Origin of the sequence: Haemophilus sp. oral taxon 036 (assembly GCF_002998595.1) — a bacterium.
GTDB lineage: Bacteria > Pseudomonadota > Gammaproteobacteria > Enterobacterales > Pasteurellaceae > Haemophilus > Haemophilus haemolyticus_K.
Window position 1 is genome coordinate 317,404 of the sequence record NZ_CP027235.1, and the last position, 25,127, is coordinate 342,530.

Below are 25,127 nucleotides of genomic sequence, written 5' to 3' on the forward strand. Positions count from 1 at the left end.
GGTGAATCATTTTCTATAATGAGAAATCTTTCAGAGCCTCAGACGCAAAGTCTGCACTTGAACCAATTTCCATATCTTCTTCAATTTGAGCATGCCATTCTACAGCACTCCAAATTTCAAATTTATTAAGTTGTCCTACTAACATTAAACCTTTTTCTAATTTTGCATGTTGGCGTAATGGTCCACTAAGCAAAATACGGCCCTGAGCATCCATCTCACATTCAGTGGCATGACCAAGCATTACTCGTTGCAAACGGCGTTGGGTAGGATCAAAATTAGAAAGTTCGAGAAGTTTTTGTTCGATTTTTTCCCATTCATCAAGGGGATAAAGTAAAAGACAAGGTTGGCGAATATCGACGGTACAAACCATTTGCCCTTGGTTCTTTTCAAGAATTTCAGAGCGATAGCGGGTTGGGATCGCTACGCGTCCCTTAGAATCTAAATTAACCGCTGTTGCACCACGAAACATATTACGCCTTCAAAATTAAACTTATTTTGAGAAATTTTTCTAAAAATCTCCACAAAACACCACTTTTCTCCACATCTACGTAAGTTTATAATTTGTTTGCTTAAGTTGCAAGCGATTATCCCTGATATAACCCTATTTTTTATCAAAATAAAAAGCCGTTTGAGAAAATATCCCAAACGGCTTTTTTCAACCAGATGTTCTTAATTAATTATTCACATAAGCTTCTTCGTCACGATCACCGAATGGTTTAAGTAACGTAAAGAATAATATGATACATACTACTGTTGTTGCCAAACCTAAATATACTGACAATTGATAATCTAAGTGGAAACCAATTGGATTGTAATATAAATAAGTTGCACACACTGTGGTAATAAACCAAGCAGGAATAGAAGCAACCCAATGGAATTTATGATAACGATATAAATATGCAGCTGCTGTCCATAACATTACCATTGCTGTCATTTGGTTTGCCCAAGTGAAATAACGCCATAATACGCTAAAGTCAATGGTTGAAACAAAATAGCCTAATACGAATAGTGGTACAGCAATTAATAAGCGTTTAGATAATGAACGTTGGTCAATATGGAAAATTTCCGCTAATTGTAAACGAGCAGCACGGAATGCGGTATCACCAGAAGTGATAGGTAAAACAACCACACCTAACACAGCAAAAATACCACCAACAAAACCTAAGAAATGTAATGAACTGTCATATACAACTTTAGATGGTGAACCTGCTGCAATTGCATCTTGTAACGCTTGTGGGTTTTCATAGAATGCAAGACCAACCATACACCAGATTAACGCAATTACACCTTCAGCAATCATTGCACCGTAAAAGATAAAACGGCCTTCTTTTTCATTTTCAGCACAACGCGCCATTAAAGGAGTTTGAGTTGCATGGAAACCAGATAATGCACCACAAGAAATAGTTAAGAACAATAATGGCCAAATTGGAACATCACCTTTCACTTGGAAGTTTTGCGTGAATTTCTCTAAAGTTAAACCTTGACCATCTGCATTGATAGTACGGAAGAACTCAATAGGATCAACCGCACTAAAGTGTGCAGAAACTAAGCCATACACCATACCCACAGACATAAATAGCAATAATGCGCCAAAGAGTGGATAGATTCGACCGATAATTTTGTCGATCGGTAATAAAGTCGCAAGAATATAGTAAGCAAAGATAATAATCGTCCAAACTGCAACAACAGTTGCTTTATCCATTCCCCATACTTTGATACCACCGGCTTCAACTGCATGATGAACAGCTTCAGCATCACCTAATTGTAACGCTCCTTGAGATGCGCCCAATAAGTCCATGGTAATCGTACCCATTAATTGAGCTGGGCTTGATACAAACACAACACCTACTAATAATAAAAGTACAAGAGCTAATGTGTTAATAAATACTTTTACAGGACGACCTAAGAATTTACCAGCTAAATATGGCATTGTTGCACCACCATGACGGATACTCAACATACCGCAGAAATAATCATGTACTGCCCCAGCAAAAATACAGCCTAGTACAATCCATAACATCGCGACAGGTCCGTATAATGCACCAAGAATAGGGCCAAAAATTGGGCCAGTACCAGCAATATTCAACAATTGAATTAACCAAATCTTAGTTTTTGACATTGGCATATAATCCACACCATCATTTATTTGATAGGCTGGTGTTTGACGTTTTGGATTAATGACAAAGATTTTTTCGATAATTTTTCCATAAATAAAGTAACCAAGAATAAGAATGGCTACACAAAAGAAAAACCACAACATAGAAATACTCCTCAAAAGATGGGTAATAATATTTAGATATACTCTAAATTAGCGGCCGTATTCTATGTCAAATTGATAGAAATCAAAAATTGAATTTAAGAGTTTTTTTAAAATTTGTGACTTTTATCACATTTATTAATAACACTATTTACATTAAAAGAATAAAACAGATTGATACTCTCAAAGTTAAATACACCCTCCACAGCTCCCGCAGCGCCAATCGGCCTGATTTACTGCTTGATAAAATGCTCTCATTATATTTTCCTCTAAAGGAATATTATGCTCAATAAATACATCAGAAAGCCATTCAATATTTTCAACAATCCAATCATCCTCACCCAATCCCTCGCGATAAAGCTCATCTTCAGGATCCATAAAATTATAAATATTTTCTGTTCCCATATCTTTATCTTGGCGCTCTCGAGGTAACACGACGGGTAAACCAAGATATTTAATTTCCCAATGTCCCAAACATAATGTATGTCCCTTAGATGACCAGTTAACTTGGAATGGATTATTATTCATGTTGAATTTTTATAGAAAAAGTTGAAATGTGTAATGAGTATAGAATGAAGTAAAGAAAATTCCCATACTAAGTACCGGGTATTATTTCAACTAAAATTCACTTATAAATGACACTTAGGCTAATATTTTGCCCAAAACAAAGTGCGATTAAAAATATTTCTTTTTTAACCGCACTTTGATCTTATGAAATTATCGTTTAAACATTCCGCCTAAACCACCAAGACCGCCCAAGCCTCCGCCCATTAAGCCTTGCATTCCACGCATCATTTTAGCCATGCCACCTTTACGCATTTTCTTCATCATACGTTGCATTTCATCGAATTGTTTAAGTAATTTATTGACATCTTGCACTTGAGTGCCAGAACCTAATGCAATACGACGACGGCGAGATCCTTTGATAATATCTGGGTTGGCACGTTCTTTTAAGGTCATAGAGTTAATGATCGCTTCCATTTTGACAAACATTTTGTCATCCACTTGATTTTTAACGTGATCAGGCAAATTTTTTGCACCGGGTAATTTCTCAAGCATAGACATCATGCCACCCATTTTTTTCATCTCGATAAGCTGTTCTCTGAAATCATCTAAAGTGAAATCATCGCCTTTCTTGAATTTCTGCGCCATTTTTTCTGCTTTTTCACGGTCAACAGAACGTTCAAGATCTTCAATCAGTGAAAGCACATCGCCCATACCCAAAATACGGGAAGCGATACGGTCTGGATGGAACGGCTCAAGCGCTTCTGTTTTCTCACCCACACCCAAGAATTTGATTGGTTTACCAGTGATTTGACGAATTGATAACGCCGCACCACCGCGTGCATCACCGTCCACTTTTGTCAAAATAACACCTGTAAGCAGCAATGCTTCATTAAAGGCTTTTGCCGTATTGGCTGCATCTTGACCAGTCATCGCATCTACGGTGAAAAGGGTTTCGATTGGATTTAACGCTGCATGGACTTGCTTGATTTCATCCATCATTTCTGTATCAACGTGCAAACGCCCTGCCGTATCCACAATCAATACATCGTAGAATTTCAGTTTTGCATCAGCAAGTGCCGATTTAGCAATATCAACTGGGTTTTGTTTAACATCCGATGGGAAAAAATCCACGCCAACGGACTGAGCCAAAGTTTCAAGCTGCTTAATCGCAGCTGGGCGATATACGTCGGCAGAAACTACTAACACTTTCTTTTTATGGCGTTCACGCAAGAATTTTGCTAATTTACCCACGCTGGTGGTTTTACCCGCACCTTGTAAACCCGCCATTAAGATAACCGCTGGTGGTTGAGTTGCTAGGTTTAAACTCTCATTCGCTTCACCCATGGCTTTTTCAAGCTCACGCTGAACGATTTTTAAGAACTCTTGCCCCGGCGTTAAGCTTTTATTGACTTCTTCCCCAAGCGCGCGTTCTTTTACTTTTGCGATAAATTCACGCACCACAGGTAAAGCAACATCTGCTTCAAGTAATGCCATACGCACTTCGCGTAAGGTTTCTTTAATATTATCTTCCGTTAAACGGCCTTTTCCCGTGATATTGCGTAAAGTTTTAGAAAGGCGATCCGATAAATTATCAAACATAACTCGTAATCCTGTTTTTTTCTAAAAAAATTGCCTTGATTATACCGAAATTTAGGCGTTTTTCATCATTTCAAATAAATTTATAGCGAATTGTGTGTGAGAACGATAAAATACGAACCATTCCCAAACAGAGAAAAGAAATTATGTGGTTTGCTATTTTTTCGATTTTATTTTATCTAATTAGTGTGTTGATGATCGCTCCTTTACTTACGTCCGTAGAAAACACACAACATTCTCCGAAAAAAACACCGTTGTTTTTTACCTCACTTTTTGCGATAGCATTACACGGTATTACGCTTTTCCCTTCCTTGAAGGAATTAGCTGAAGAGCATACATTCACATTAATTCAAATTAGTTCATTAATGAGTGTTAGCATCTCTGCCCTTGCAGTATTTGCTATTTTATCAGTGAATTCTATCTGGTTCGTTTTACCTATCGTCTTTGCCTTTTCAATTTTTAACTTAATTTTGGCAACATTTATACCAAGTCATTTTATTCAATTACTCAATCAAGATTCTGCGATGTTATTTCATATAGGCTTATCAATATTTACTTATGCCGTATGCTTTATTGCCATGCTTTATGCAATCCAACTCAATTGGATTGATCGTTCATTAAAAGCCAAAAAAACCAACTTTTCTCCGATTATACCTTCTTTAATGACCGTAGAACGTCATTTTGCAAGGGTATTTGCTTTTGGTGAATTATTATTAACACTGACATTAATTTCAGGTATTTATCATTCTATCAATGCATTAACTGCGGAAAATATTCACAAAGCACTATTTTCATTTTTTGCTTGGATAGTCTTTGGCATCGCACTTTTTGGTCATTGGAAAAAAGGATGGCATGGAAAAAGGATGATAATTTATGCAATTTCAGGTATTATCTTACTCACGATTGCTTATTTTGGCAGTCGGCTGATTTAAAAATAAGGGCGAATTCAAATTCGCCTTTATTATTCCATAGGGCATAACTTATTACATAAACTTAATTAGCTAGACTAATTTATGCTTCAATAAATTACGCCCTATGATGTGATTAACGAACAAAAGGATTTTCCCTTGGACAGTATTCCCCTTAGTACTTTATTTATTATTCTCATTATCTGTTTAGTGTTATCTGCATATTTTTCTGGCTCAGAAACCGGACTACTCTCTCTCAATAAATATCGTCTTCGTTTTCTATCCGAACAAGGCAATAAAGGCGCACAAAAGGCAGAAAAACTGTTAGAAAAGCCAGATACCTTGTTAAGCTTTATTCTTATTTTTAATAACCTTGTGAATATCAGCGCATCAGCGATTGCGACCATGATTGGTATGCGTTTATACGGTGATGCGGGCGTGGCGATTGCAACAGGTTTGCTCACTTTCGTGATGCTTGTATTTTCTGAAATTTTCCCCAAAACGGTGGCTGCAATGCACGCGGAAAAAGTCGGTTTTGTTTCCAGCCACATTTTGACGGTATTACTTAAAATCTTCTATCCGTTAGTTTGGCTGATGAATATTTTTACCAAATCATTAATGCATTTGGTGGGATTAAAACCCGATATGCAAAAACAAGTAATTAGCCGTGAGGAACTTCGCAGTATCGTATCAGAAGCGGGTGAAGCCACGCCTGATGAACAACATCCACAAATGTTGCTTTCTATTTTAGATATGGAAACCGTCACCGTCGATGACATTATGGTTCCGCGTAACGAAATTGGCGGCATTGATATTGATGATGACTGGAAAGCCATTATGCGCCAGCTCAATCACGCAGCACACAACCGCGTGGTGCTTTACAAAGGCAGCCTTGATGAACAAGTGCTTGGTATTTTGCGCGTGCGTGAAGCATTCCGCTTACTGCTTGAAAAAAATGAATTTACCAAAGAAACCTTAATTCGTGCTGCTGATGAAGTGTATTTCATTCCTGAAAGCACGCCATTAAAAACTCAACTTGCGAATTTCCGTGCAAATAAAGAGCGCATTGGCTTAGTGGTGGATGAATACGGCGATATTAAAGGTCTTGTGACGTTGGAAGATATTTTGGAAGAAATCGTTGGTGACTTTACCACTTCCACTGCCCCAAGCATTGATGAGGAAGTAACGCAACAATCTGATGGTTCCATGATTATCGATGGCTCTGCCAACCTACGCGATCTCAACAAAATGTTTAACTGGGAATTGGATACAGAAGATGCCCGAACCTTTAATGGTTTAATCCTAGAACACTTAGAAGAAATTCCCGATGAAGGCACGGTTTGCGAAATTGATGGCTTGCAAATTACCATTCTTGAAGTGGGCGATAATATGATTAAACAAGCGAAAGTCGTTAAACTTTAATCATAAAAACTCAGACAAATTGAACCGCACTTTTGACTTGGATCATAAGTGCGGTTCTTTTTTGCGCATTTTTCAGAAAACATTTTTATAATTCTTTCTAGGTATATTTTAATAGAGAACAAAGATATGGAGCACGAATATCAACGGGCGGTGACTCGCGTGTGCGTACAAACAGCACTGCTCTTGTTACAACATGGGGCAGAAAGTACCGTGGTGGTGCAAATGGCGCAGCGTTTAGGCATCGCACTTGGCGTAGAAAGCGTAGAATGTGCGCTCACGGCAAATGCGGTGGTGCTAACGACCTTATCAGATAATCATTGCATTACCACCGCAAGAAAAAATACGGATAAAGGCATTAATATGCAAATGGTCACTGATGTGCAGCGCATTGTAATTGCCGTTGAACATCATTTGTATGACTTAGAAATCGCACAAAGAAAATTGGATCAATTAAAACCGCTTAAATATAACCGATGGTTGGTTGTATTCATGATAGGCTTATCTTGTGCGGCATTCGCCCATTTATCTGGTGGAGACTGGGTGATTTGTGGTATCACCTTTGTGGCGGCAGCCATTGCCATGTTTGTGCGACAAGAATTTTCTAAACGGCACTATAATCCCCTTATCGTCTTTTCTATCACCTCTTTTGTCGCCTCACTGATTTCTGGCGTGAGCTTAAAATATAACTTAGGTAATGATCCTCAAATTGCCTTGGCATCTAGTGTATTATTACTCGTGCCAGGGTTTCCGCTGATTAATTCTTTGGCAGATATATTAAAAGGTTATGTGAATATGGGATTAGGCCGTTGGACGATTGCGACTATTCTCACTTTTGGCGCATGTCTTGGCATTGTATTCGCGTTAAGCGTATTACATATTACAACTTGGGGGCATTAAAATGTTATTAGACATCACAATATTTATATTGAAATTGCTCGATGATATGTTATTTGCCGCGATTCCAGCAGTGGGCTTTGCTTTAGTATTTAATGTGCCGCCAAAAGCCTTAAAATATTGCGCAATTTTAGCCGCACTTGGGCATGTGACACGCACATTATTACTGCATATTAATATGCCTATTGTATTTGCCACCTTCTTTGCCACTTGCGTAATTGGATTTTTAGGCGTGCATCTTTCCCATCGTTATTTAGCCCATCCAAAAGCCTTCACTGTTGCCGCAATTATCCCCATGATCCCCGGTGTTCATGCCTATAAAGCAATGATTTCAATGGTACAAATTCATCATTTCGGCTTTTCCGATGCTTTATTTGAACAAATGATTAGTTCCTTTATTAATACCAGTTTTATCCTAGGCGCAATAGTATTTGGATTAGCTTTACCAGGCTTATTGTTTTATCGACAAAAACCCGTGGTGTGACACTAAAATAGTTCAACAAAAAACCGGCATCAGCCGGTTTTCTTTTACTATTCTTGTGATTTTTTCTTGAGATATTCATAAAGCTCATCTTTAATCCGTAATTTCTCTTTTTTCAAAGCCTCAATTTCCATATGAGTGGCGAGCTGAATGTTTTCCTGCATGTTCTTAATTTCATGATCTAATTCGTTATGCTTTTCAAAAAGACGATCGAAATAAGCATCATTACTTTTAAGTTTGGTGATTAATTCTCGGTATTCGGGAAACATAGCATTGCTCCTATAGTGGTTTTAACTGATTTCAGTTTACTACATTTGCCTCAAATAAACAGAACGCAATCTTAAAAATTTGACAACGATCACAAAAATTTATTTCTCGCAAATAATCCTTTACTCTTTTGCTTTTTTATTTTTTCCAGCACCTAAAATCAGCATAGCTAATAAACTAAGAATAATTCCAAATCCAGTACCAATACCCGTTGAGATAACATAAGGTTTTTCTGACATCACAAGATTAGGCTGTTGAACAAAATGAAATGTCACCAAATTATTATCCAACGGTTGAACTGATTGCATCATTTTCAATTTGTTTTCCCAAGAAACGTCTATTTTGGCGTCTGCAGCATTTTTCACTTGTTCGAATAAAGATTTCCATTTTGTAATCAATTCATTATTTAATGTTTGGCGCGCTTGATTATTCACATAACGAATGTATTCCACAAAAAGGTGATCCACTTCTTCACGATCAAAAGAAGACAGGGTTAATTGAGCAAGATTATTTTCTTGGGAAAATTTAAAATGTGATGCAATCTGCTGAATCGTTTGATTTTCAACTTTAGCTCTCGCTTTCACAAAATCAGATTGATTTAAAAAAGCGATTAATTGAGCGGATGAATTAAGAATTTTTGTAAATTCATGATAGGCAGAATTGGTCGCCTTGCGTTCAATCTTTGTGGCATCCACCGCATCCGCATCACCGCTAACTAAACTATATGTAGAAAAAAGAGAAAAATAATTACCCAGTTCACTCATTTTGGGCGCTTCAAATTGCGCACTAACCTGCCATTTTGTCGGATGAAAATGAGCCCCAGCAAAACCAAGCCCACCTCCAATAATCATAAATAGAAAAGAAAGAATAAATTTTCTCATAACCCACCTAAAAATTTGATTAAATCGGCGCAAATTTTAACACAAAGTGCGGTGCATTTTTCTTTATTTTCAGAATATCGTTTTTCCCTTGGCTTTTAACTGGTTTATTTCAACAACGTGCGATAGAATAAAACCGTTTTCATTTCAACGAAAAAAGTAAGGAAATACCATGATCGATCCAAATTTACTCCGTAATAATTTAGCGGAAGTCGCAGAAAAATTAAAAGTAAAACGTAACTTTATTCTTGATACAGAAAAACTCACCTTATTAGAAGAACAACGCAAGAACTTACAAGTCACCACCGAAAATTTACAAGCTGAACGTAATACTCGCTCTAAAGCCATTGGCGCTGCCAAAGCACGCGGTGAAAATATCGAACCATTATTGGCCGAAGTGGATAATATGGGCAATCAATTGACTGAAGCAAAAGCACAATTAGATGCGGTACTTGCGGAAATCAATCAAATTGCATTAAGTATTCCAAATCTACCAGCAGATGAAGTGCCATTAGGCAAAGATGACACCGAAAATAAAGAAATCTTACGTTGGGGTACACCACGTACATTTGATTTTGAAGTGAAAGATCATGTCACTTTGGGCGAAGACGCCAATGGCTTAGATTTTGCCGCAGGGGCTAAATTAACTGGTGCGCGTTTTGCTGTAATAAAAGGTCAAATCGCTAAAATGCACCGCGCATTGGCACAATTCATGTTAGATCTTCACACTGAACAACACGGCTATTTAGAAACCTACGTGCCTTATTTAGTAAATCACGCAACACTTTATGGTACAGGGCAATTACCAAAATTTGGTGAAGATTTATTCCATACTTTAGCCTTAGAAGGCGAACAACCTTACGCATTAATTCCAACTGCAGAAGTGCCCGTCACTAATTTAGTGCGTGATGTGATTATTGATGAAGCAGAATTACCAATAAAAATGACCGCACATACGCCATGTTTCCGTTCTGAAGCAGGCTCTTACGGTCGTGATACTCGTGGTTTAATTCGTATGCACCAATTTGATAAAGTGGAAATGGTACAAATCGTTGATCCAGATAAATCAATGGAAGCACTCGAAGAATTAACTGGTCACGCAGAAAAAGTATTGCAATTATTAAATCTTCCGTATCGTAAAGTTTTGCTTTGCACAGGCGATATGGGCTTTGGTTCTTGCAAAACTTACGACTTAGAAGTGTGGGTGCCTGCACAAAATACTTATCGCGAAATTTCTTCTTGCTCAAATATGTGGGATTTCCAAGCTCGCCGTATGCAAGCACGTTGTAAAGCAAAAGGCGATAAGAAAACTCGCTTAGTGCATACCTTAAATGGTTCTGGCTTGGCTGTTGGTCGTACTTTAGTGGCTGTACTTGAAAACTATCAAAATGCAGATGGTTCAATCACCGTGCCAGAAGTGCTACGTCCATATATGGGCGGATTAGACGTTATCGGAAAATAATCCTTCTATAAAATAAAAAAGCGTGGATTTTAAAATTTCCACGCTTTTTTATTAAGCTATTTCAATGATGACATCGAGTTCTGATTTAGGTTTCAATTCACCCACTTCATATAAATCAATGCCCGCATCTTTGGCTATTTCAATGACCGTTTGAACGCTATTAGGCTCAACTGCCACTAATAAACCACCTGATGTTTGAGGATCACATAAAATCGCTTTTTGTTCTTCCGTTAATGCGCCAATTTTATGCCCATAACTGTCAAAATTACGCCCTGTTCCACCAGGTACGCAACCTTGAGCAATATAATCTTTTACACCGTCCAAGGTTTTAATTTTGTCCGCAAAAACTACCGCACTTAGATTTGAACCTTCACAGATTTCAATTAAATGACCAAGTAAACCAAATCCTGTGACATCAGTCATTGCTGTGACGCCATCCACTTGGGAAAATTGGCTTCCAATGGAATTCATTTGGCACATAGCAGCAGTGGCTAAACCTTGATGTTCTGGCTTAAGTTTTCCTTTTTTCTCCGCCGTCGTCAAAATACCGATACCAAGCGGCTTCGTCATATAAAGCTTACAACCTGATTTTGCAGAAGCATTACGTTTTACTTTTTCAGTGTCAATCACACCTGTCACGGCCAAACCAAAAATAGGTTCAGGCGAATCAATGGAATGCCCTCCCGCCAAAGTAATACCCGCTTGATGGCAAGCAAAACGCCCACCATCAACAATTTTCTGTGCAACTTCTGCAGGTAATATATTAGTTGGAAAACCTAAAATGGCGATTCCCATAATCGGCTTACCGCCCATAGCAAAAATATCACTGATGGCATTGGTCGCGGCAATTCGTCCAAAATCAAAAGGATCATCCACAATTGGCATGAAAAAGTCTGTGGTACTGATAATCGCAGTTCCATTACCAAGATCATACACCGCTGCATCGTCAGCAGTTTCATTGCCAACGAGCAAATTTGGATCATAAAATTTTTCCAGTTCTGAATGTAAAATTGTCCCTAACACCTTAGGCGAAATTTTACAACCTCAACCCGCACCATGGCTGTATTGCGTCAGCCGAATTTTTTCTTCCATTTTTATTTACCTTGTTAAATATCCGTTTTCGAGAGTATGAAGTTTAAACCTACTCTTAATCATAAAGATCTTCGCCATCCTTCCTTGTACGCAATAATTGCAAAATCCAAACATATTGCTCTGGCGCTGGCGTAACAAAAGATTCTATTTCTTCATTCATTGCTCGGGCTGATTGTTCAGGATCATCACTTAAATTCATTGCAGGATGAATTTCCATTTCATATTTGCCAGCCTCAGCGTTATAACGAGGAAACATTGGAATAACAACAGCTTTAGAAAGTTTTGCCATTTTATTTAATCCCGGCAATGTCGCTTTATAAGTTCCAAAGAAATCAACAAATACGCTTTGCTCGGCCCCAAAATCTTCATCAGGTAAGTAATAACCCATTTCGCCTTTACGAACATGATTTAAAAAAGATTTAATACCATTTTGACGAGCATGCATTTTTCCGCCAAAACGTTGGCGTGTAATCGTCCAAAGCCAATCCACCAATGGATTACGGTGTGGATTATACATAGAGGTCATTGGCATGCCTTGAGTGTGCAAAATAATGCCAGAAGCATCAATCGCCCAGCCATGTGGCACCATAAGAATAATATTATTACCCTCAGCTTTTGCCTGTTCGATATGTTCAAGACCGATAAATTCGCTGCGTTTTTGCAAATGTTTCTTTGAACGGATGGCAATCTCACCAATACCAAACATAACTTGTGCAACAACCGCAAACATTTTATCAATCACTTGCTCACGTTGTTGTTCAGTCCAATGAGGGAAGCAATATTGCAAGTTAGTTTGTGCACGCATGCGCTGTTTCTTTGCTTTATGCCCAATCCATACACCTAATTTTCCCGCCAATTTATCGCGCAGACGAAAAGGCACAAATGCTAACAACAATAAAAAGAAAATACCGAACCAAATTCCCCAATATTGAGGCTTTAAATACGACCATGAAAAGTGCGCTTCATAGCCCACTCTCGCCGTCAAACGTAAATTTTGTTGATTATCCGACATAATAAAATGAAATTAATTTTAACCGCACTTTGCTCGCTTTCAGAATTAAAAATGAAACCAACCCTGATCGTAAACCATTTTAGCCGTCATCATAAAAGACATGATAACAACCATCGGTCGAATCAAGGTTTTACCTTTCGTCATCACCATTTTGGCGCCTAAATTTGCACCTAAAATGCTCCCTGCCATCATCACGAAACCCACTTTCCAAAGAATTTGTCCGCCCAATAAGAAAAGCGCAAAAGAAGCAAGGTTAGAAGTGAAGTTCATCACTTTTGCATGTGCTGTCGCTTTCGAGAGATTAAATCCTAGCAAAGTAACACAGGCTAAACTCATGATTGAGCCAGTCCCGGGCCCAAAGAATCCATCATAAAAACCTAAAAATGGGCTAACTAAAAGACCAAATAGCATATAACTTAAACGCTGTTTTCGATCTTCATCACCTAATTTAGGGGTAAATAAAAAATACAGACCAATAGCTAAAATCAAAAAAGGCAGAATTTTTTTGAAAATCGCCACATCAATTGATTGAATTAATAATGTACCTAGGGCTGAACCTAAGAAAACCCAAATCAAAATAAACCAAATATCGCGTAAATTGACCGCTCTTTTTCGCAAGAAATAAAGGCTTGCGGATAATGCGCCCCCCATGGCTTGCAATTTGTTGGTGCCTAACGCCATTGCAGGTGGCATGCCAGTCATAAGCAACGCTGGAATAGTAATTAATCCACCACCGCCAGCAATTGCATCGATAAATGATGCGACAAAACCAACACAAAACAATATTGCTAAAAGATCAATGCCGATATCCATATTGATTTACCTTAATTCTATTCTAACCATTCACTCCGATTCGGTGAGTTCAAAATTTGTTGGCACAAAAACGGCTCAAGTGGTGTAACTTTAGGTTTACTCACTGAAGTGCCTGGTTTTGGCGGTTCAAACCAAGAATATAATTCGTCTCCACAACCATCACCGGCAGGCACAGGCGCTTGATTTTCACAATAAGGCGCATCTGCTGGGCAAGTTAAACGAACATGAAAATGAGAGTCGTGTCCATACCAAGGACGAACTTTGTGTAGCCAACCGCGATCATTGCCAGCGGTTTGGCATAATTTTACCTTAATCGCAGGATTAACAAAAATACGCGTCACATTTGGATCTTGCGCGGCTAATTTGATTAACGTCGCGTGATTGCTATTCCATACACGTTCATCTACTCGTTGCGCCTTTCTATCCACAACTAATAAACCTTTACCATCAGAATTCAGCGCATCGGCGTCTGACATTTCGCCCATTCTTAACCAAATATCCGCATCTAATCCCATCTGATGGCTAGCATGACCCGTTAAAAACCGTCCACCACCCGGCATGGCAATATCGCCTACTAACATCGTTGGCAACCCAGCAGCTTTAGCGCGTTGTCCTAAACGTTCAAGATACTGAATCATATTTGGATGGCCATAATAGCGATTGCGATTCATACGAATCACTTGGTAACCTTCACCTTTTGGCGGTAATGCTTGTGCCCCTATAATACACCCATTGGTATAACTACCAATAGGTTTTGCTTTCCCATCGTCACTTGGAATAGGACGTTTCACTTTTTGCCAATCTAGAGGAGACGCAACAACGTTCAGAGAGAAAAGTGCGGTAAAAATTATGGTTGTTTTTAATAAAATTTTATTCATTCTAATATTATCATCAATAGTTTCATCGTCGATAAATATACCCACTATAAAAAAATAACTCCCCTTTGAGAAATATTCATTGCTCAAAGGGGTAACATCAAAGCTTATCTAGGAGATAGCGACCTAGCCTTAAATATCACATTAAGATCACTTACACTGCGCCTTAAAACGCAATAGATGATCTAATAAGACAATCGCCATCATGGCTTCTGCGATGGGTACAGCACGAATACCCACACAAGGATCGTGTCGGCCTTTTGTTACAACTTCTACGGCTTCACCATTAAGATTGATTGAACGACCAGGAATCGTAATACTTGAAGTCGGTTTTAGCGCAATAGTAGCGATGATCGGTTGACCAGAACTAATTCCGCCTAAAATGCCACCAGCATGATTGCTTTCAAATCCATCGGGGGTCATTTCATCACGATGTTCACTTCCACGTTGCTCAACCACCGCAAAACCATCACCAATTTCGACGCCTTTTACTGCATTAATTCCCATTAATGCATGGGCAAGATCCGCATCTAAACGGTCAAATACTGGCTCACCTAATCCTACGGGCACATTTTCCGCGATAACGGTAAGTTTAGCACCAATAGAATCCCCTTCTTTTTTAAGTTCACGGATCAATTCATCGAATTTTTCTACCGCACTTTCATCAGGACAAAAAAATGGATTGCTGTTTACCTTTTCCCAATCAATGTCTCCGATGGTTTGCGGCGCAATTTTCACATGACCGATTTGACTTAAAAAACCGCGGACTTCAATACCAAAATGTTCGCGTAAATATTTTTTTGCAATCGCTCCTGCTGCAACTCGCATTGCTGTTTCACGCGCTGACGAACGCCCACCGCCACGGTAATCACGGATGCCATACTTTTGCTGATAGGTAAAATCCGCATGTCCTGGACGAAAACGATCTTTAATCTCGCCATAATCTTGCGAACGCTGATCACCATTTTTAATGATCATTCCGATACTTGTGCCTGTCGTTTTTCCTTCAAACACACCAGACAAAATTTGAACTTCATCGTCCTCACGACGCGGCGTGGTATATCGAGATGTCCCTGGTTTACGACGATCTAAATCTGGCTGAATATCTTTCTCAGATAATTCGAGATTTGGCGGTACCCCATCAACGATACAGCCTAATGCAATACCATGTGACTCCCCAAAGGTTGTCACACGAAAAAGTTGTCCGATTGTGTTACCCGCCATATTCTTTCTCTTTAATTAGTTTTAGTTAATTTTTCCATATTAATAAAAGGAATCTCTTCACCCGTGTCTTTATTTTTAATAAAGATATCCAATTGATTGAAAGCAATGTCTATATTATTTTCTTTAAACAATTGATTTACACGACGATTTAATAAATCAAGCGTATCATTACGATCTGAAACTTGTCCGACATAAACTCGTAACTCATGGTCTAAAGTGCTTGCACCAAAATTTAAAAACAACGCTCTTGGCTCAGGCTCTTTTAAAACGCTCGGCAATTCATGAGCAGCTTGTAACAACAAACGTTTTACTAATTCTAAATCGGAGTTATAAGCAACCCCCACAGAGATGACTAAACGAGTAATGGTATTTGATAATGCCCAGTTGGTCACTTGCCCTGTTACAAACGATTTATTAGGTACAATCACTTCTTTTCTATCTGGATCAATCATCGTAATAGCACGAATACGGATTTTTGCTACTGTACCTGTGACACCGTTTATGGTAACGGTATCGCCCACTCGAATTGGGCGTTCAAACAATAAAATAATCCCAGATACAAAGTTTGCAAAGATTTCTTGCATACCAAAGCCCAAACCAACTGAAAGGGCTGCAAACAACCATTGCAATTTAGACCACGACATGCCTAATGTAGCAAATGCCCACGCCCCGCCAACCGCAACTAAAACATAAGTTAATAATGTAGTAATAGTATAAGGCGTGCCTTGTGAAAGTTTAACCCGTGAGAAAATTAGTACTTCTAAAATACCTGAGATATTGCGTACTAACACATAAGTAATCCCTACAATCACCAAGGCAACGAGAAGATTAAATAAAGTGATACTTTCCATCACTGTGCCAGCTTCAGTAGTTGTTGTTTGCTGCCATAAGGTAACTTCACGCAAATAACTTGCCACCGTTACAAGATCTGACCAAACATAGTAGAAAATGCCAAACAAAGCAGTCCAAATGAAAAGATCCGCAAAACGCAATAATTGGCTACGCACTTCATTCAGCGCTAAGCCTTCTTCTTTTTCATTAAGAACAAGCTCATCGGATGTTGATCCTTCATTGATGCTTGCCCGTTTCTGATTACGTTTTTCTTCTAAACGGCGATGAGCCAAGCGACGAGAGGATACAGTAATACCACGATAAATGACTTGACGAATTAACCACCACACACACCATGCGATATAAGAATTAATCAGATGCTGTATTAAATTCAACGCAGTGTAATAGTATCCCAAGGCAACTAATATCACTAAGCCAACAGGAATAATCTGTAAACCGAATTGAACGATTTTGACAATAATGTGGTTATGGCTTTTTTTCTCATCTTCGTAAGAACGTAGCACATTTTTGAAACGTGGGGCGATGATAATAATGCAGAACAGCAATGAAACTATTGTATTCACCTGTCCAATCACATCATTTGCTAACCCATAATCGGTCACGTTACTAAATACTGATGTATTCAGTAACAACACAACCGCTACAACAATACGTTTAATTACACTTTGAAAACGCACCGCACTTTGTTGAGAAAATTCAAAGTGATGGACAAAAATCCCATTCGGGCGGAATAAAGAAAGCCAAAACGTGAAGAACCACCAATAGCCCGCCATACTAAACGACCAATCCCAAAACTCAGTTGGATTTTTCATAAAGAAGAAACCAAGCATTTGACAAATGGCTAAAAACCATAAAGTTCCAGAAAGCGTTAAAAATGCAGTAAGCAATAAAGCTTGTGGTGTATTCCACTGATTATCATATTTTAATCGGTTAATTTCGCCGTTAATTTTTGATAGGCGTTGTTTGATGCGATCTTTGAATTTAAAAATAGCGCCCCCCACGACAAACAAGCCCAAGCAGTACATCAGTAAGTAAGGCAAGTTACTATAATTTGTGGGTAAACCAATTTTTTTCACAATACCATCGACTTGCGCCATAAATGCTCGAGGCAATTCAGCAAACCAATCTAAATTAATAGGATTATTGCTTTTAACCCAGAAACTTTGTTGCTCCAATTTTGATTGAATTTGATCACTAATTTGAGTAATTTGTTGCTGAGTAAGCTCTAAAGAAATAGCTAAATTAAGTTGATTATTCAATGACTTAATTAAGTCAGAAGCCATTCTACGACGTTCAGTTAGCAAATTAACTAATTGTGTTTTTTCAGCGTGAGTAAATTTCTCACCTTCATCTGATTCGACTTTGGCAATATAGGCATCTAAATCATAAAGTTCATTACGTTTTTGAGTTATATCGAAAATTTGTACCCGTAAATCCGCAATTTGTTTTGATAAACCTTGAATATTTAAGTTCGTCGGTAATTTTTGTTTTTGTTGTTGAATAATACGAGAAAGCACCAACGTACCTTGTAATGCGCTAATTTGCTCTTCGATAGTGTGTTGAGTTTGGGTTAGGCTATCAAACACATTACGCATTCTTAAATCATCTTGCGTCAAGATGTTCGTCTTTTCAGTTTGTTGCAACAAATATTGACTCAACTCTGCATTACGCGCCAATTCTTTCTGAATATAAGCATTTTTCGCGCTATTTTGTTGTTGCTGAACTTGTTCTACTTGGTTTTGAGTTTGCGCCAAGTTTTTCTGATTAATCACTTCTTGGATCGCCACAATTTGTTGTTGTAGCAGTTGCAAACGAGCATTCAACAAATCATAACGGCTTTGATAAAGCAATGTCAGCTGATCGCTATTTTTCAATAAATCTTGGTTGTAAACGTTTTTTAAATCAATCAACTGTAATTCTATTTGATTTTTTTGACGTAAAGTTTTTGTAAGATTGCTATCGGCTAATTGTTGATTAATTTCTTGTGTGCGTTTCAAATTCTCAGTAAGACTGGTTTGCGCACGCTCAGATACAGAACTTTGCCCCGCTAATTGAGTATTCGCTTTACTTAATGCAGTTTGGGTTTCCTGCTGTTGAGCATTAAGTTTACTTAATGTAGCCTGTAAATCTGCTAAATTTTGAGCTTGATAATCGACTGATTTAGATTGTTCTAACTGCTTCTTAAACGCCAATAAATCTGCATTATTTTTCTTAATTTCACTATCAGCATGGGCTAAAACATCATGTAAATCTTCATTATTTTTTTGTTGAGTTTGAATGAGCTGCAATAAATCCAAAGAGGTTTGCAATTCATTAATAAGTGCTGTTTTTACATCACCATCAGACATTTTTTGCGCATCAGCTAAATCTGCAGAGAGCTCTTGCTCCGTAGGTAATAATATATTGCTTTTATTTGCAGCCAATGTTGGATACACCGTTGCCCAACCAATTAAAGCTGTCGCTAAAAGTGCGGTGAAAAAACGTGATGTTTTCATAATTTACCTGTATTTTTTATTGTTCGTTTATTTGTTTTGCTAACCAATCGGCAAGCACTTTACGTGATATTTTTATTGCGCCAGCAGATAAATCTACAGGCAATTCATAATAAGCTATTGGCTGTTTAAAGCGAGCCAATTTATCTTGTAAAAATTCAGTGAGTTTTTCGACCGCACTTTGATTAAAGGGTTCATTCAAAGCAACAATCGCGACTGGGCGATAGCCAAATTCATGATCGGCTTTGGGTAAAACAAAAACTTGTTTCACCATAGCATTTTTCAGCATCACTTGCTCTATTTCTTCTGGCTGAATATTTTCACCGCCTGAAATAAACATATTATCAAGTCGTCCGATAATAACCAGTTCGCCCTCTTGCAAAATGCCTTTATCTTTTGTCTGAAGCCAGCCGTCTTCATTCGTTAATGGAAAAATTTGTCGATCTTTCCAATACCCCATCGCCAAACCCGCACCTTTTAGCCAAACTTCATCATCCACCAAACGATATTCTCGACCTAATAACGGTTGCCCTACGCCTTGTTTTTTATCAGATTGTTTGGCAAAAACCGTAGAAGCCATTTCCGTCATTCCGTAACCAGAATACGTTTCGACACCATATTTCACCATTTTTTGTGTAAGTTCTGTCGGAATATGCGCACCACCCAGTAAAATATGACGCGTAGCGAATGAAATGCTCGGATTTTCCTGTAAATAATCTAATAAACGCTGTAATTGCGTTGGCACAAGAGAAACGTGAGTCGCCTCCAATAATGAAGCGTAAAAATCCGTTTTCGGAAAATGCAATTCAGCGCCACAACTCAACCAACGCCAAACAATACCTTGACCTGAAACATGATATAACGGCAACGAAAGTAGCCAAGAATGTACGCTATCGAACTTCATCAATTCACATACGCCCTTCGCATTATCTAAATGCGCTTGAACATTATGTACTACCGCTTTTGGCAAACCTGTCGAGCCAGACGTGAGCGTCATTGTTGCAGAGCGAAAGAAATCAGCTTTTTGTATAACTACGTCAGCTTTTGGAAAATCCCTCAAATCTTCATCATAAAAACAAAAATCGATGTGATGAACATCACACAATTCTGTAATTTTTTCTTGAGGAAACGCAGGGTTAATACCTAAAATTTTTGCACCCAGTTGGATTGTAGCAAGATATAAAAATAAAATGTTTTCTGTATTTTTTCCGACAAAAGCAACCGCACTTTCAGGATTTACACCTTTATTTTGTAAAAAGGAAATAACTTGGTTCACTTTCTCGGCTACTTGAGCCCAATTAAAAACATCGCCCTGTACAGTGCGCAAGGCGATTTTATGAGAAAACTTAGGTTGGATAGCAAACGCTTGCCAAGGATACATCATTAATTTACCGTGAAATATGCCCGCACTTCGTCAATTAAACTTTCAGGCAAATCCATTGATTGCATTGCGCCTTCCAACATCAGCATTTTACGACCACTATTTGTGTTAGTGATAACCCAATAAGGCGTATCTGGAATTTGTTTTGGTTTTGTATGATTGCCTGTCATTAATAATGTTGCTTCGTCGCGCGCAAAATAAACTCGAGTGCGGCCTTGTAAAGATTCTGTGGCTTGCGCAAAACTCTCAGGATTAGTGCGATAAAGCACGCGCAGAATAGCTAAGAAACGGGTAACAGCTTTGCCTTCTTCTTGAAATTCTGTCGAGTTTAATAGAGTTTGAACTTTTTCTACGATCTGATTAATTGCAGTTATCGGCTGTTTTTTCGTCGGTTTTACACTTTCTGACTTAGCAGGTTCGGGCTGTACTTCTACTTTTGATTCTGTTTTTTCGTTATTTTCAGCCGGAGCAAATGTTAAATCATCAGCGAAAACACTCGCATGTGCCGGTAAATTAAGCAAACGGCGTAAAATATCCGAAGCACTTTCCCCAATAGAGCGGGTTTGGCTAGCAATGTATTGGTATAATTCTTCATCAACTTCAATGATCTTCATTTTTTTCTCTCTGTTTGCTAGAATTTTTTTAATTATAACTACTTCTTTACAAATTCTCACGCAAAAATTATGGCAAATTCATTGCTCAATTATCAATTTCATCAAGTAAAACAAGCGATTAATTCTCCAACTTTAGTTTTTATTCACGGTTTATTCGGGGATATGAACAACCTTGGCATCATCGCCAGAGCTTTTAGCGAAAATCACAATATTTTACGCGTAGATCTGCGTAATCACGGCCATAGTTTTCATTCGGAAAAAATGAATTATCAACTTATGGCTGAAGATGTTATTGCCGTAATCCGCCACTTGAATTTACCCAAAGTGATATTAATTGGCCATTCTATGGGGGGAAAAACCGCCATGAAAATCACCGCACTTTGCCCAGAATTAGTCGAAAAATTAATTGTAATTGATATATCTCCCCTACCTTACGAAGGATTTGGACATCAAGATGTGTTTAATGGCTTGTTCGCTGTCAAAAATGCAGCCCCTAAAACTCGTCAAGAGGCTAAACCGCTCTTAGAAAAAGAAATTGATGATCAGGATGTCGTGCAATTTATGCTGAAATCTTTTGAACCCAATTCACCTGATTATTTTCGATTTAATCTCACCGCACTTTTCAACAATTACGCTAACATTATGGATTGGGAAAAGGTGCATGTACTCACGCCGACGTTGTTTATCAAAGGCGGAAATTCTTCTTATATAAAAATAGAGAATAGCGAAAAAATTTTAGAACAATTTCCTCATGCGACGTCTTTTACTATTAGTGGTTGTGGGCATTGGGTGCATGCTGAAAAACCTGAATTTGTTATACGTGCGATAGAGCGATTTGTAAATAAGAATTAATTAATTTAAATGAGAATACTTTTGTAGTATACTCCCACATAATTTAGGGTATATCCCCTATTTATAATCAATACGTTAAATTTTAAAAGGAAAGAAAAATGGCAGTTGTTGGTCTATTTTATGGCAGTGACACAGGCAATACCGAAAACATCGCGAAAATGATCCAAAAACAATTAGGTAATGACTTAATCGATATTCGTGATATTGCCAAAAGTAGCAAAGAAGATATTGAAGCATACGATTTCTTACTTTTCGGTATTCCGACTTGGTATTACGGTGAAGCACAAGCTGACTGGGATGATTTTTTCCCAACGCTAGAAGAAATTGATTTTACAGATAAACTCGTAGGTATTTTCGGCTGTGGAGATCAAGAAGACTATGCTGATTATTTCTGTGATGCTATCGGCACCGTGCGTGACATCGTAGAACCGCGGGGCGCAATCATTGTGGGTAACTGGCCAACTGAAGGTTATACTTTTGAAGCATCAAAAGCATTATTAGAAGATGGAACTTTCATTGGGTTGTGTATTGATGAAGATCGCCAACCTGAACTCACTGCAGAACGTGTAGAAAAATGGTGTAAACAAATTTACGATGAAATGTGTTTAGCCGAGCTCGCTTAGAATTTTTCACATAAAAGGAAGGGAACTTTATGTCTGAAGAAAACATTAAATTACTTAAAAAAGCTGGATTAAAAATCACTGAACCTCGTTTAACGATTCTTGCTTTAATGCAAAATCACAAAAATGAGCATTTTTCTGCAGAAGATGTATATAAGATTTTACTTGAACAAGGTAGTGAAATTGGGCTTGCAACGGTTTATCGTGTACTTAATCAATTTGACGAAGCACACATTTTAATCCGTCATAATTTTGAAGGAAATAAATCAGTATTTGAATTAGCTCCGGTCGAGCACCACGATCACATTATCTGCGAGGATTGCGGAAAAGTATTTGAATTCACAGATAATATTATTGAGCAACGCCAACGCGAAATTAGCGAACAATATGGTATTAAATTAAAAGCTCACAGTTTATACCTTTACGGTAAGTGTAGTGACATCAATAAATGTGATGAAAACTCAAATAAATAATTTCAGCAAGGCGACTAAAAGTCGCCTTTATTTTTTCCATTTATCAATTTCAATAAAAATACCAAATCGCTTCTCTAACCTACTTCATTGGTCAGTTTTTGAATCTAAATGTGATTCGATAGGCAATAAACTTGTTATTGCTTACGCCAAGTTGTCCCATTCGGACCATCTTCTAATACTATGCCCATAGCTGTCAATTCATTACGTGCTGCATCTGCGGCAGGCCAATCTTTAGCCGCTCGCGCTTCGTTGCGTTGTTTGATGAGTGCTTCAATTTTTGCCACTTCATCATCGTCAGAACCAGCTTGTAAGAATTTTTCTGGATCTTGTTGAAGTAAGCCTAAAATCGCACCCAATTCACGCAAACACGCGGCAAGTCCATTGGCTTTCTCAACATCTTCTGTTTTTAACTTGTTAATTTCACGCGCCATTTCGAATAAAACAGAAAGTGCATTTGGCGTATTAAAATCATCATCCATTGCTTCACGGAAAGTTTCTACAAAATTTTCTCCGCCAAAAGCAACCGCACTTTGATCTGTTCCGCGTAAAGCCGTGTATAAACGTTCCAATGCACCTTGTGCTAAATTCAAGTTTTCTTCGCTGTAATTGAGCTGGCTACGATAATGTGCCGTTAATAAGAAATAACGTACTGCCTCTGCATTATAGTGATTTAATACATCACGAATTGTGAAGAAATTGCCGAGAGATTTCGACATTTTTTCTTTATCCACCATAATCATGCCAGAATGGATCCAATAATTCACATATTGGCCACCATGCGCACAGCAAGATTGTGCAATTTCATTTTCGTGGTGAGGGAACATTAAATCAGAGCCACCACCGTGAATATCAAAATGCTCGCCAAGCTGTTTGCAGTTCATTGCGGAACATTCAATGTGCCAACCTGGACGACCTGCGCCCCAAGGAGAAGCCCAACTTGGTTCGTTTTCTTTCGACATTTTCCAAAGCACGAAATCCATTGGATTTTTCTTGATTTCATTGATTTCAATACGTGCACCAGCTTGTAATTGCTCAAGATCTTGACGAGATAATTTGCCATATTCTTTGAAGCTTTCTACATCAAACATCACATCGCCATTATCCGCGACATAAGCATGACCACGTGCAATCAGTTTTTCCACAATCTCAATAATTTCAGGGATATGATGCGTCGCACGAGGCTCAAAATCAGGGCGTAAGACATTAAGTGCATCAAAATCTTTATACATTTCCTGTACCATACGATCCACAAGTTGATCGCAGGTTTCTTTGTTTTCTAATGCACGTTTAATGATTTTATCGTCCACATCAGTGATATTACGCACATAAGTTAAATCGTAATCCAAAGAACGTAAATAACGAGCAATCACATCAAAACACACAAAAGTGCGTCCATGACCGATATGGCATAAATCATAAACAGTGACGCCACAAACATACATTCCCACTTTATTTTCGTGGATAGGTTTAAAGATTTCTTTTTCTCTCGTTAAGGTATTGAAAATTTTTAGCATTTTTAAGCTCGTAAAATGAAATAAAAACAAACCGCACTTTTATAGCACTTTTACCTCGATTGTGGAATAATACGACCCTTAATTTTTCAGAAGGAAAACAAAATGGTTACGTTACACACAAACTTTGGCGACATTAAAATTAAATTGGATTTTGATAAAGCTCCAGTTACAGCAGAAAACTTCTTAAATTACTGCAAAGACGGTTTTTATAATAACACAATTTTTCACCGTGTTATTGATGGCTTTATGATTCAAGGCGGCGGTATGGAAAGCGGTATGCGCGAGAAAGCAACTAAAGCACCAATCCAAAATGAAGCGAACAATCGTTTAAGTAACAAACGTGGAACCATTGCAATGGCTCGCACTTCAGATCCACATTCAGCGACCGCACAATTTTTCATTAACGTGGCAGACAATGATTTCTTAAATTATCGTTCAAAAGAAATGTTTGGCCGCGAAGTCGTTCAAGAGTGGGGCTATGCAGTATTTGGTGAAGTGGTTGAAGGCATGGATGTTGTTGATAAAATCAAAAAAGTGAAAACAGGCAACAAAGGCTTTCATCAAGATGTTCCAACCGAAGATGTAGTGATTACATCGGTTTCAGTAGAATAATGGTGAATGGCGGATGAATTCCGCCATTT

24 protein-coding genes are annotated in these 25,127 nt (G+C 38.1%); 9 read left to right on the forward strand and 15 right to left on the reverse strand.

Going from position 1 to position 25,127, the window contains the following annotated elements; genetic code table 11:
* Nucleotides 1-13: 13 nt before the first annotated feature.
* From mraZ to ffh, 4 genes are all read right to left on the reverse strand, one after another.
* Nucleotides 14-469: a division/cell wall cluster transcriptional repressor MraZ gene (gene mraZ, locus C3V42_RS01530; RefSeq protein WP_048954131.1), complete on the reverse strand. Its 456-nt coding sequence runs from the start codon at nt 467-469 to the stop codon at nt 14-16.
* 204 nt (nt 470-673) lie between these two features.
* Nucleotides 674-2,260: a carbon starvation protein A gene (locus C3V42_RS01535; RefSeq protein WP_106013403.1), complete on the reverse strand. Its 1,587-nt coding sequence runs from the start codon at nt 2,258-2,260 to the stop codon at nt 674-676.
* A 186-nt stretch (nt 2,261-2,446) separates the two neighbouring features.
* A complete protein-coding gene (locus tag C3V42_RS01540) occupies nt 2,447-2,785 on the reverse strand; it encodes a hypothetical protein (protein ID WP_048954133.1) in 339 nt (112 codons plus the stop codon).
* A 189-nt stretch (nt 2,786-2,974) separates the two neighbouring features.
* Nucleotides 2,975-4,363 carry a signal recognition particle protein gene (gene ffh, locus C3V42_RS01545; RefSeq protein WP_048954134.1) on the reverse strand — a complete coding sequence of 463 codons (1,389 nt, stop codon included), beginning with the start codon at nt 4,361-4,363 and terminating at the stop codon, nt 2,975-2,977.
* A 143-nt stretch (nt 4,364-4,506) separates the two neighbouring features.
* On the opposite strand from ffh, the gene ccsA reads away from it, so the two are divergent.
* The 4 genes from ccsA to C3V42_RS01565 all read left to right on the forward strand — a co-directional run bounded on the left by ccsA (nt 4,507) and on the right by C3V42_RS01565 (nt 8,068).
* Nucleotides 4,507-5,292 carry a cytochrome c biogenesis protein CcsA gene (gene ccsA / locus C3V42_RS01550; protein WP_048954135.1) on the forward strand — a complete coding sequence of 262 codons (786 nt, stop codon included), beginning with the start codon at nt 4,507-4,509 and terminating at the stop codon, nt 5,290-5,292.
* Nucleotides 5,293-5,427: 135 nt separating this feature from the next.
* Nucleotides 5,428-6,690: an HlyC/CorC family transporter gene (locus tag C3V42_RS01555; RefSeq protein ID WP_005626318.1), complete on the forward strand. Its 1,263-nt coding sequence runs from the start codon at nt 5,428-5,430 to the stop codon at nt 6,688-6,690.
* Between the two features lie 126 nt (nt 6,691-6,816).
* A complete protein-coding gene (locus C3V42_RS01560) occupies nt 6,817-7,587 on the forward strand; it encodes a threonine/serine exporter ThrE family protein (protein ID WP_005634905.1) in 771 nt (256 codons plus the stop codon).
* 1 nt (nt 7,588) lies between these two features.
* Complete coding sequence (locus tag C3V42_RS01565) at nt 7,589-8,068, forward strand: threonine/serine exporter family protein (protein ID WP_005628250.1); 480 nt, start codon at nt 7,589-7,591, stop codon at nt 8,066-8,068.
* 47 nt (nt 8,069-8,115) lie between these two features.
* Here the strand turns inward: C3V42_RS01565 and C3V42_RS01570 are convergent, their stop codons facing one another.
* A complete protein-coding gene (locus tag C3V42_RS01570) occupies nt 8,116-8,334 on the reverse strand; it encodes a YdcH family protein (RefSeq protein WP_005628252.1) in 219 nt (72 codons plus the stop codon).
* A 120-nt stretch (nt 8,335-8,454) separates the two neighbouring features.
* Nucleotides 8,455-9,213 carry a hypothetical protein gene (locus C3V42_RS01575; protein WP_106013404.1) on the reverse strand — a complete coding sequence of 253 codons (759 nt, stop codon included), beginning with the start codon at nt 9,211-9,213 and terminating at the stop codon, nt 8,455-8,457.
* 169 nt (nt 9,214-9,382) lie between these two features.
* On the opposite strand from C3V42_RS01575, the gene serS reads away from it, so the two are divergent.
* Nucleotides 9,383-10,672, forward strand: coding sequence for a serine--tRNA ligase (serS, locus tag C3V42_RS01580; protein WP_106013405.1), 1,290 nt, complete (start codon nt 9,383-9,385; stop codon nt 10,670-10,672).
* Nucleotides 10,673-10,723: 51 nt separating this feature from the next.
* On the opposite strand, the gene selD is transcribed toward serS, so the two are convergent.
* The 8 genes from selD to seqA all read right to left on the reverse strand — a co-directional run bounded on the left by selD (nt 10,724) and on the right by seqA (nt 21,027).
* Complete coding sequence (gene selD, locus C3V42_RS01585) at nt 10,724-11,764, reverse strand: selenide, water dikinase SelD (protein WP_106013406.1); 1,041 nt, start codon at nt 11,762-11,764, stop codon at nt 10,724-10,726.
* 55 nt (nt 11,765-11,819) lie between these two features.
* Nucleotides 11,820-12,776: a lauroyl-Kdo(2)-lipid IV(A) myristoyltransferase gene (gene lpxM, locus C3V42_RS01590; protein ID WP_106013407.1), complete on the reverse strand. Its 957-nt coding sequence runs from the start codon at nt 12,774-12,776 to the stop codon at nt 11,820-11,822.
* Nucleotides 12,777-12,821: 45 nt separating this feature from the next.
* Nucleotides 12,822-13,589, reverse strand: a complete 768-nt coding sequence (locus C3V42_RS01595; protein ID WP_106013408.1) for a TSUP family transporter — start codon at nt 13,587-13,589, stop codon at nt 12,822-12,824.
* A gap of 17 nt (nt 13,590-13,606) precedes the next feature.
* Nucleotides 13,607-14,467: a penicillin-insensitive murein endopeptidase gene (mepA, locus tag C3V42_RS01600; RefSeq protein WP_106014299.1), complete on the reverse strand. Its 861-nt coding sequence runs from the start codon at nt 14,465-14,467 to the stop codon at nt 13,607-13,609.
* 147 nt (nt 14,468-14,614) lie between these two features.
* Nucleotides 14,615-15,688 carry a chorismate synthase gene (aroC, locus tag C3V42_RS01605; RefSeq protein WP_106013409.1) on the reverse strand — a complete coding sequence of 358 codons (1,074 nt, stop codon included), beginning with the start codon at nt 15,686-15,688 and terminating at the stop codon, nt 14,615-14,617.
* Nucleotides 15,689-15,699: 11 nt separating this feature from the next.
* On the reverse strand, nt 15,700-19,035 hold the full coding sequence (gene mscK / locus C3V42_RS01610; RefSeq protein WP_106013410.1) for a mechanosensitive channel MscK: 3,336 nt from the start codon (nt 19,033-19,035) through the stop codon (nt 15,700-15,702).
* 16 nt (nt 19,036-19,051) lie between these two features.
* Complete coding sequence (gene menE / locus C3V42_RS01615; RefSeq protein WP_106014300.1) at nt 19,052-20,413, reverse strand: o-succinylbenzoate--CoA ligase; 1,362 nt, start codon at nt 20,411-20,413, stop codon at nt 19,052-19,054.
* A gap of 2 nt (nt 20,414-20,415) precedes the next feature.
* Entirely contained in the window at nt 20,416-21,027 is a 612-nt protein-coding gene (seqA, locus tag C3V42_RS01620; protein ID WP_106013411.1) for a replication initiation negative regulator SeqA, read from the reverse strand.
* Between the two features lie 69 nt (nt 21,028-21,096).
* On the opposite strand from seqA, the gene C3V42_RS01625 reads away from it, so the two are divergent.
* From C3V42_RS01625 to fur, 3 genes are all read left to right on the forward strand, one after another.
* Nucleotides 21,097-21,879 carry an alpha/beta fold hydrolase gene (locus tag C3V42_RS01625; RefSeq protein WP_106013412.1) on the forward strand — a complete coding sequence of 261 codons (783 nt, stop codon included), beginning with the start codon at nt 21,097-21,099 and terminating at the stop codon, nt 21,877-21,879.
* A gap of 98 nt (nt 21,880-21,977) precedes the next feature.
* Nucleotides 21,978-22,502 (forward strand): flavodoxin FldA, encoded by a 525-nt coding sequence (gene fldA, locus C3V42_RS01630; protein ID WP_005629135.1) that lies wholly within the window; start codon nt 21,978-21,980, stop codon nt 22,500-22,502.
* Nucleotides 22,503-22,531: 29 nt separating this feature from the next.
* A complete protein-coding gene (fur, locus tag C3V42_RS01635) occupies nt 22,532-22,972 on the forward strand; it encodes a ferric iron uptake transcriptional regulator (protein WP_048954146.1) in 441 nt (146 codons plus the stop codon).
* Between the two features lie 134 nt (nt 22,973-23,106).
* On the opposite strand, the gene cysS is transcribed toward fur, so the two are convergent.
* Nucleotides 23,107-24,486 (reverse strand): cysteine--tRNA ligase, encoded by a 1,380-nt coding sequence (cysS, locus tag C3V42_RS01640; protein ID WP_106013413.1) that lies wholly within the window; start codon nt 24,484-24,486, stop codon nt 23,107-23,109.
* A gap of 102 nt (nt 24,487-24,588) precedes the next feature.
* Between cysS and C3V42_RS01645 the strand changes: the two genes are divergently transcribed.
* Nucleotides 24,589-25,098 carry a peptidylprolyl isomerase gene (locus tag C3V42_RS01645; RefSeq protein WP_005634038.1) on the forward strand — a complete coding sequence of 170 codons (510 nt, stop codon included), beginning with the start codon at nt 24,589-24,591 and terminating at the stop codon, nt 25,096-25,098.
* Nucleotides 25,099-25,127 lie beyond the last annotated feature (29 nt).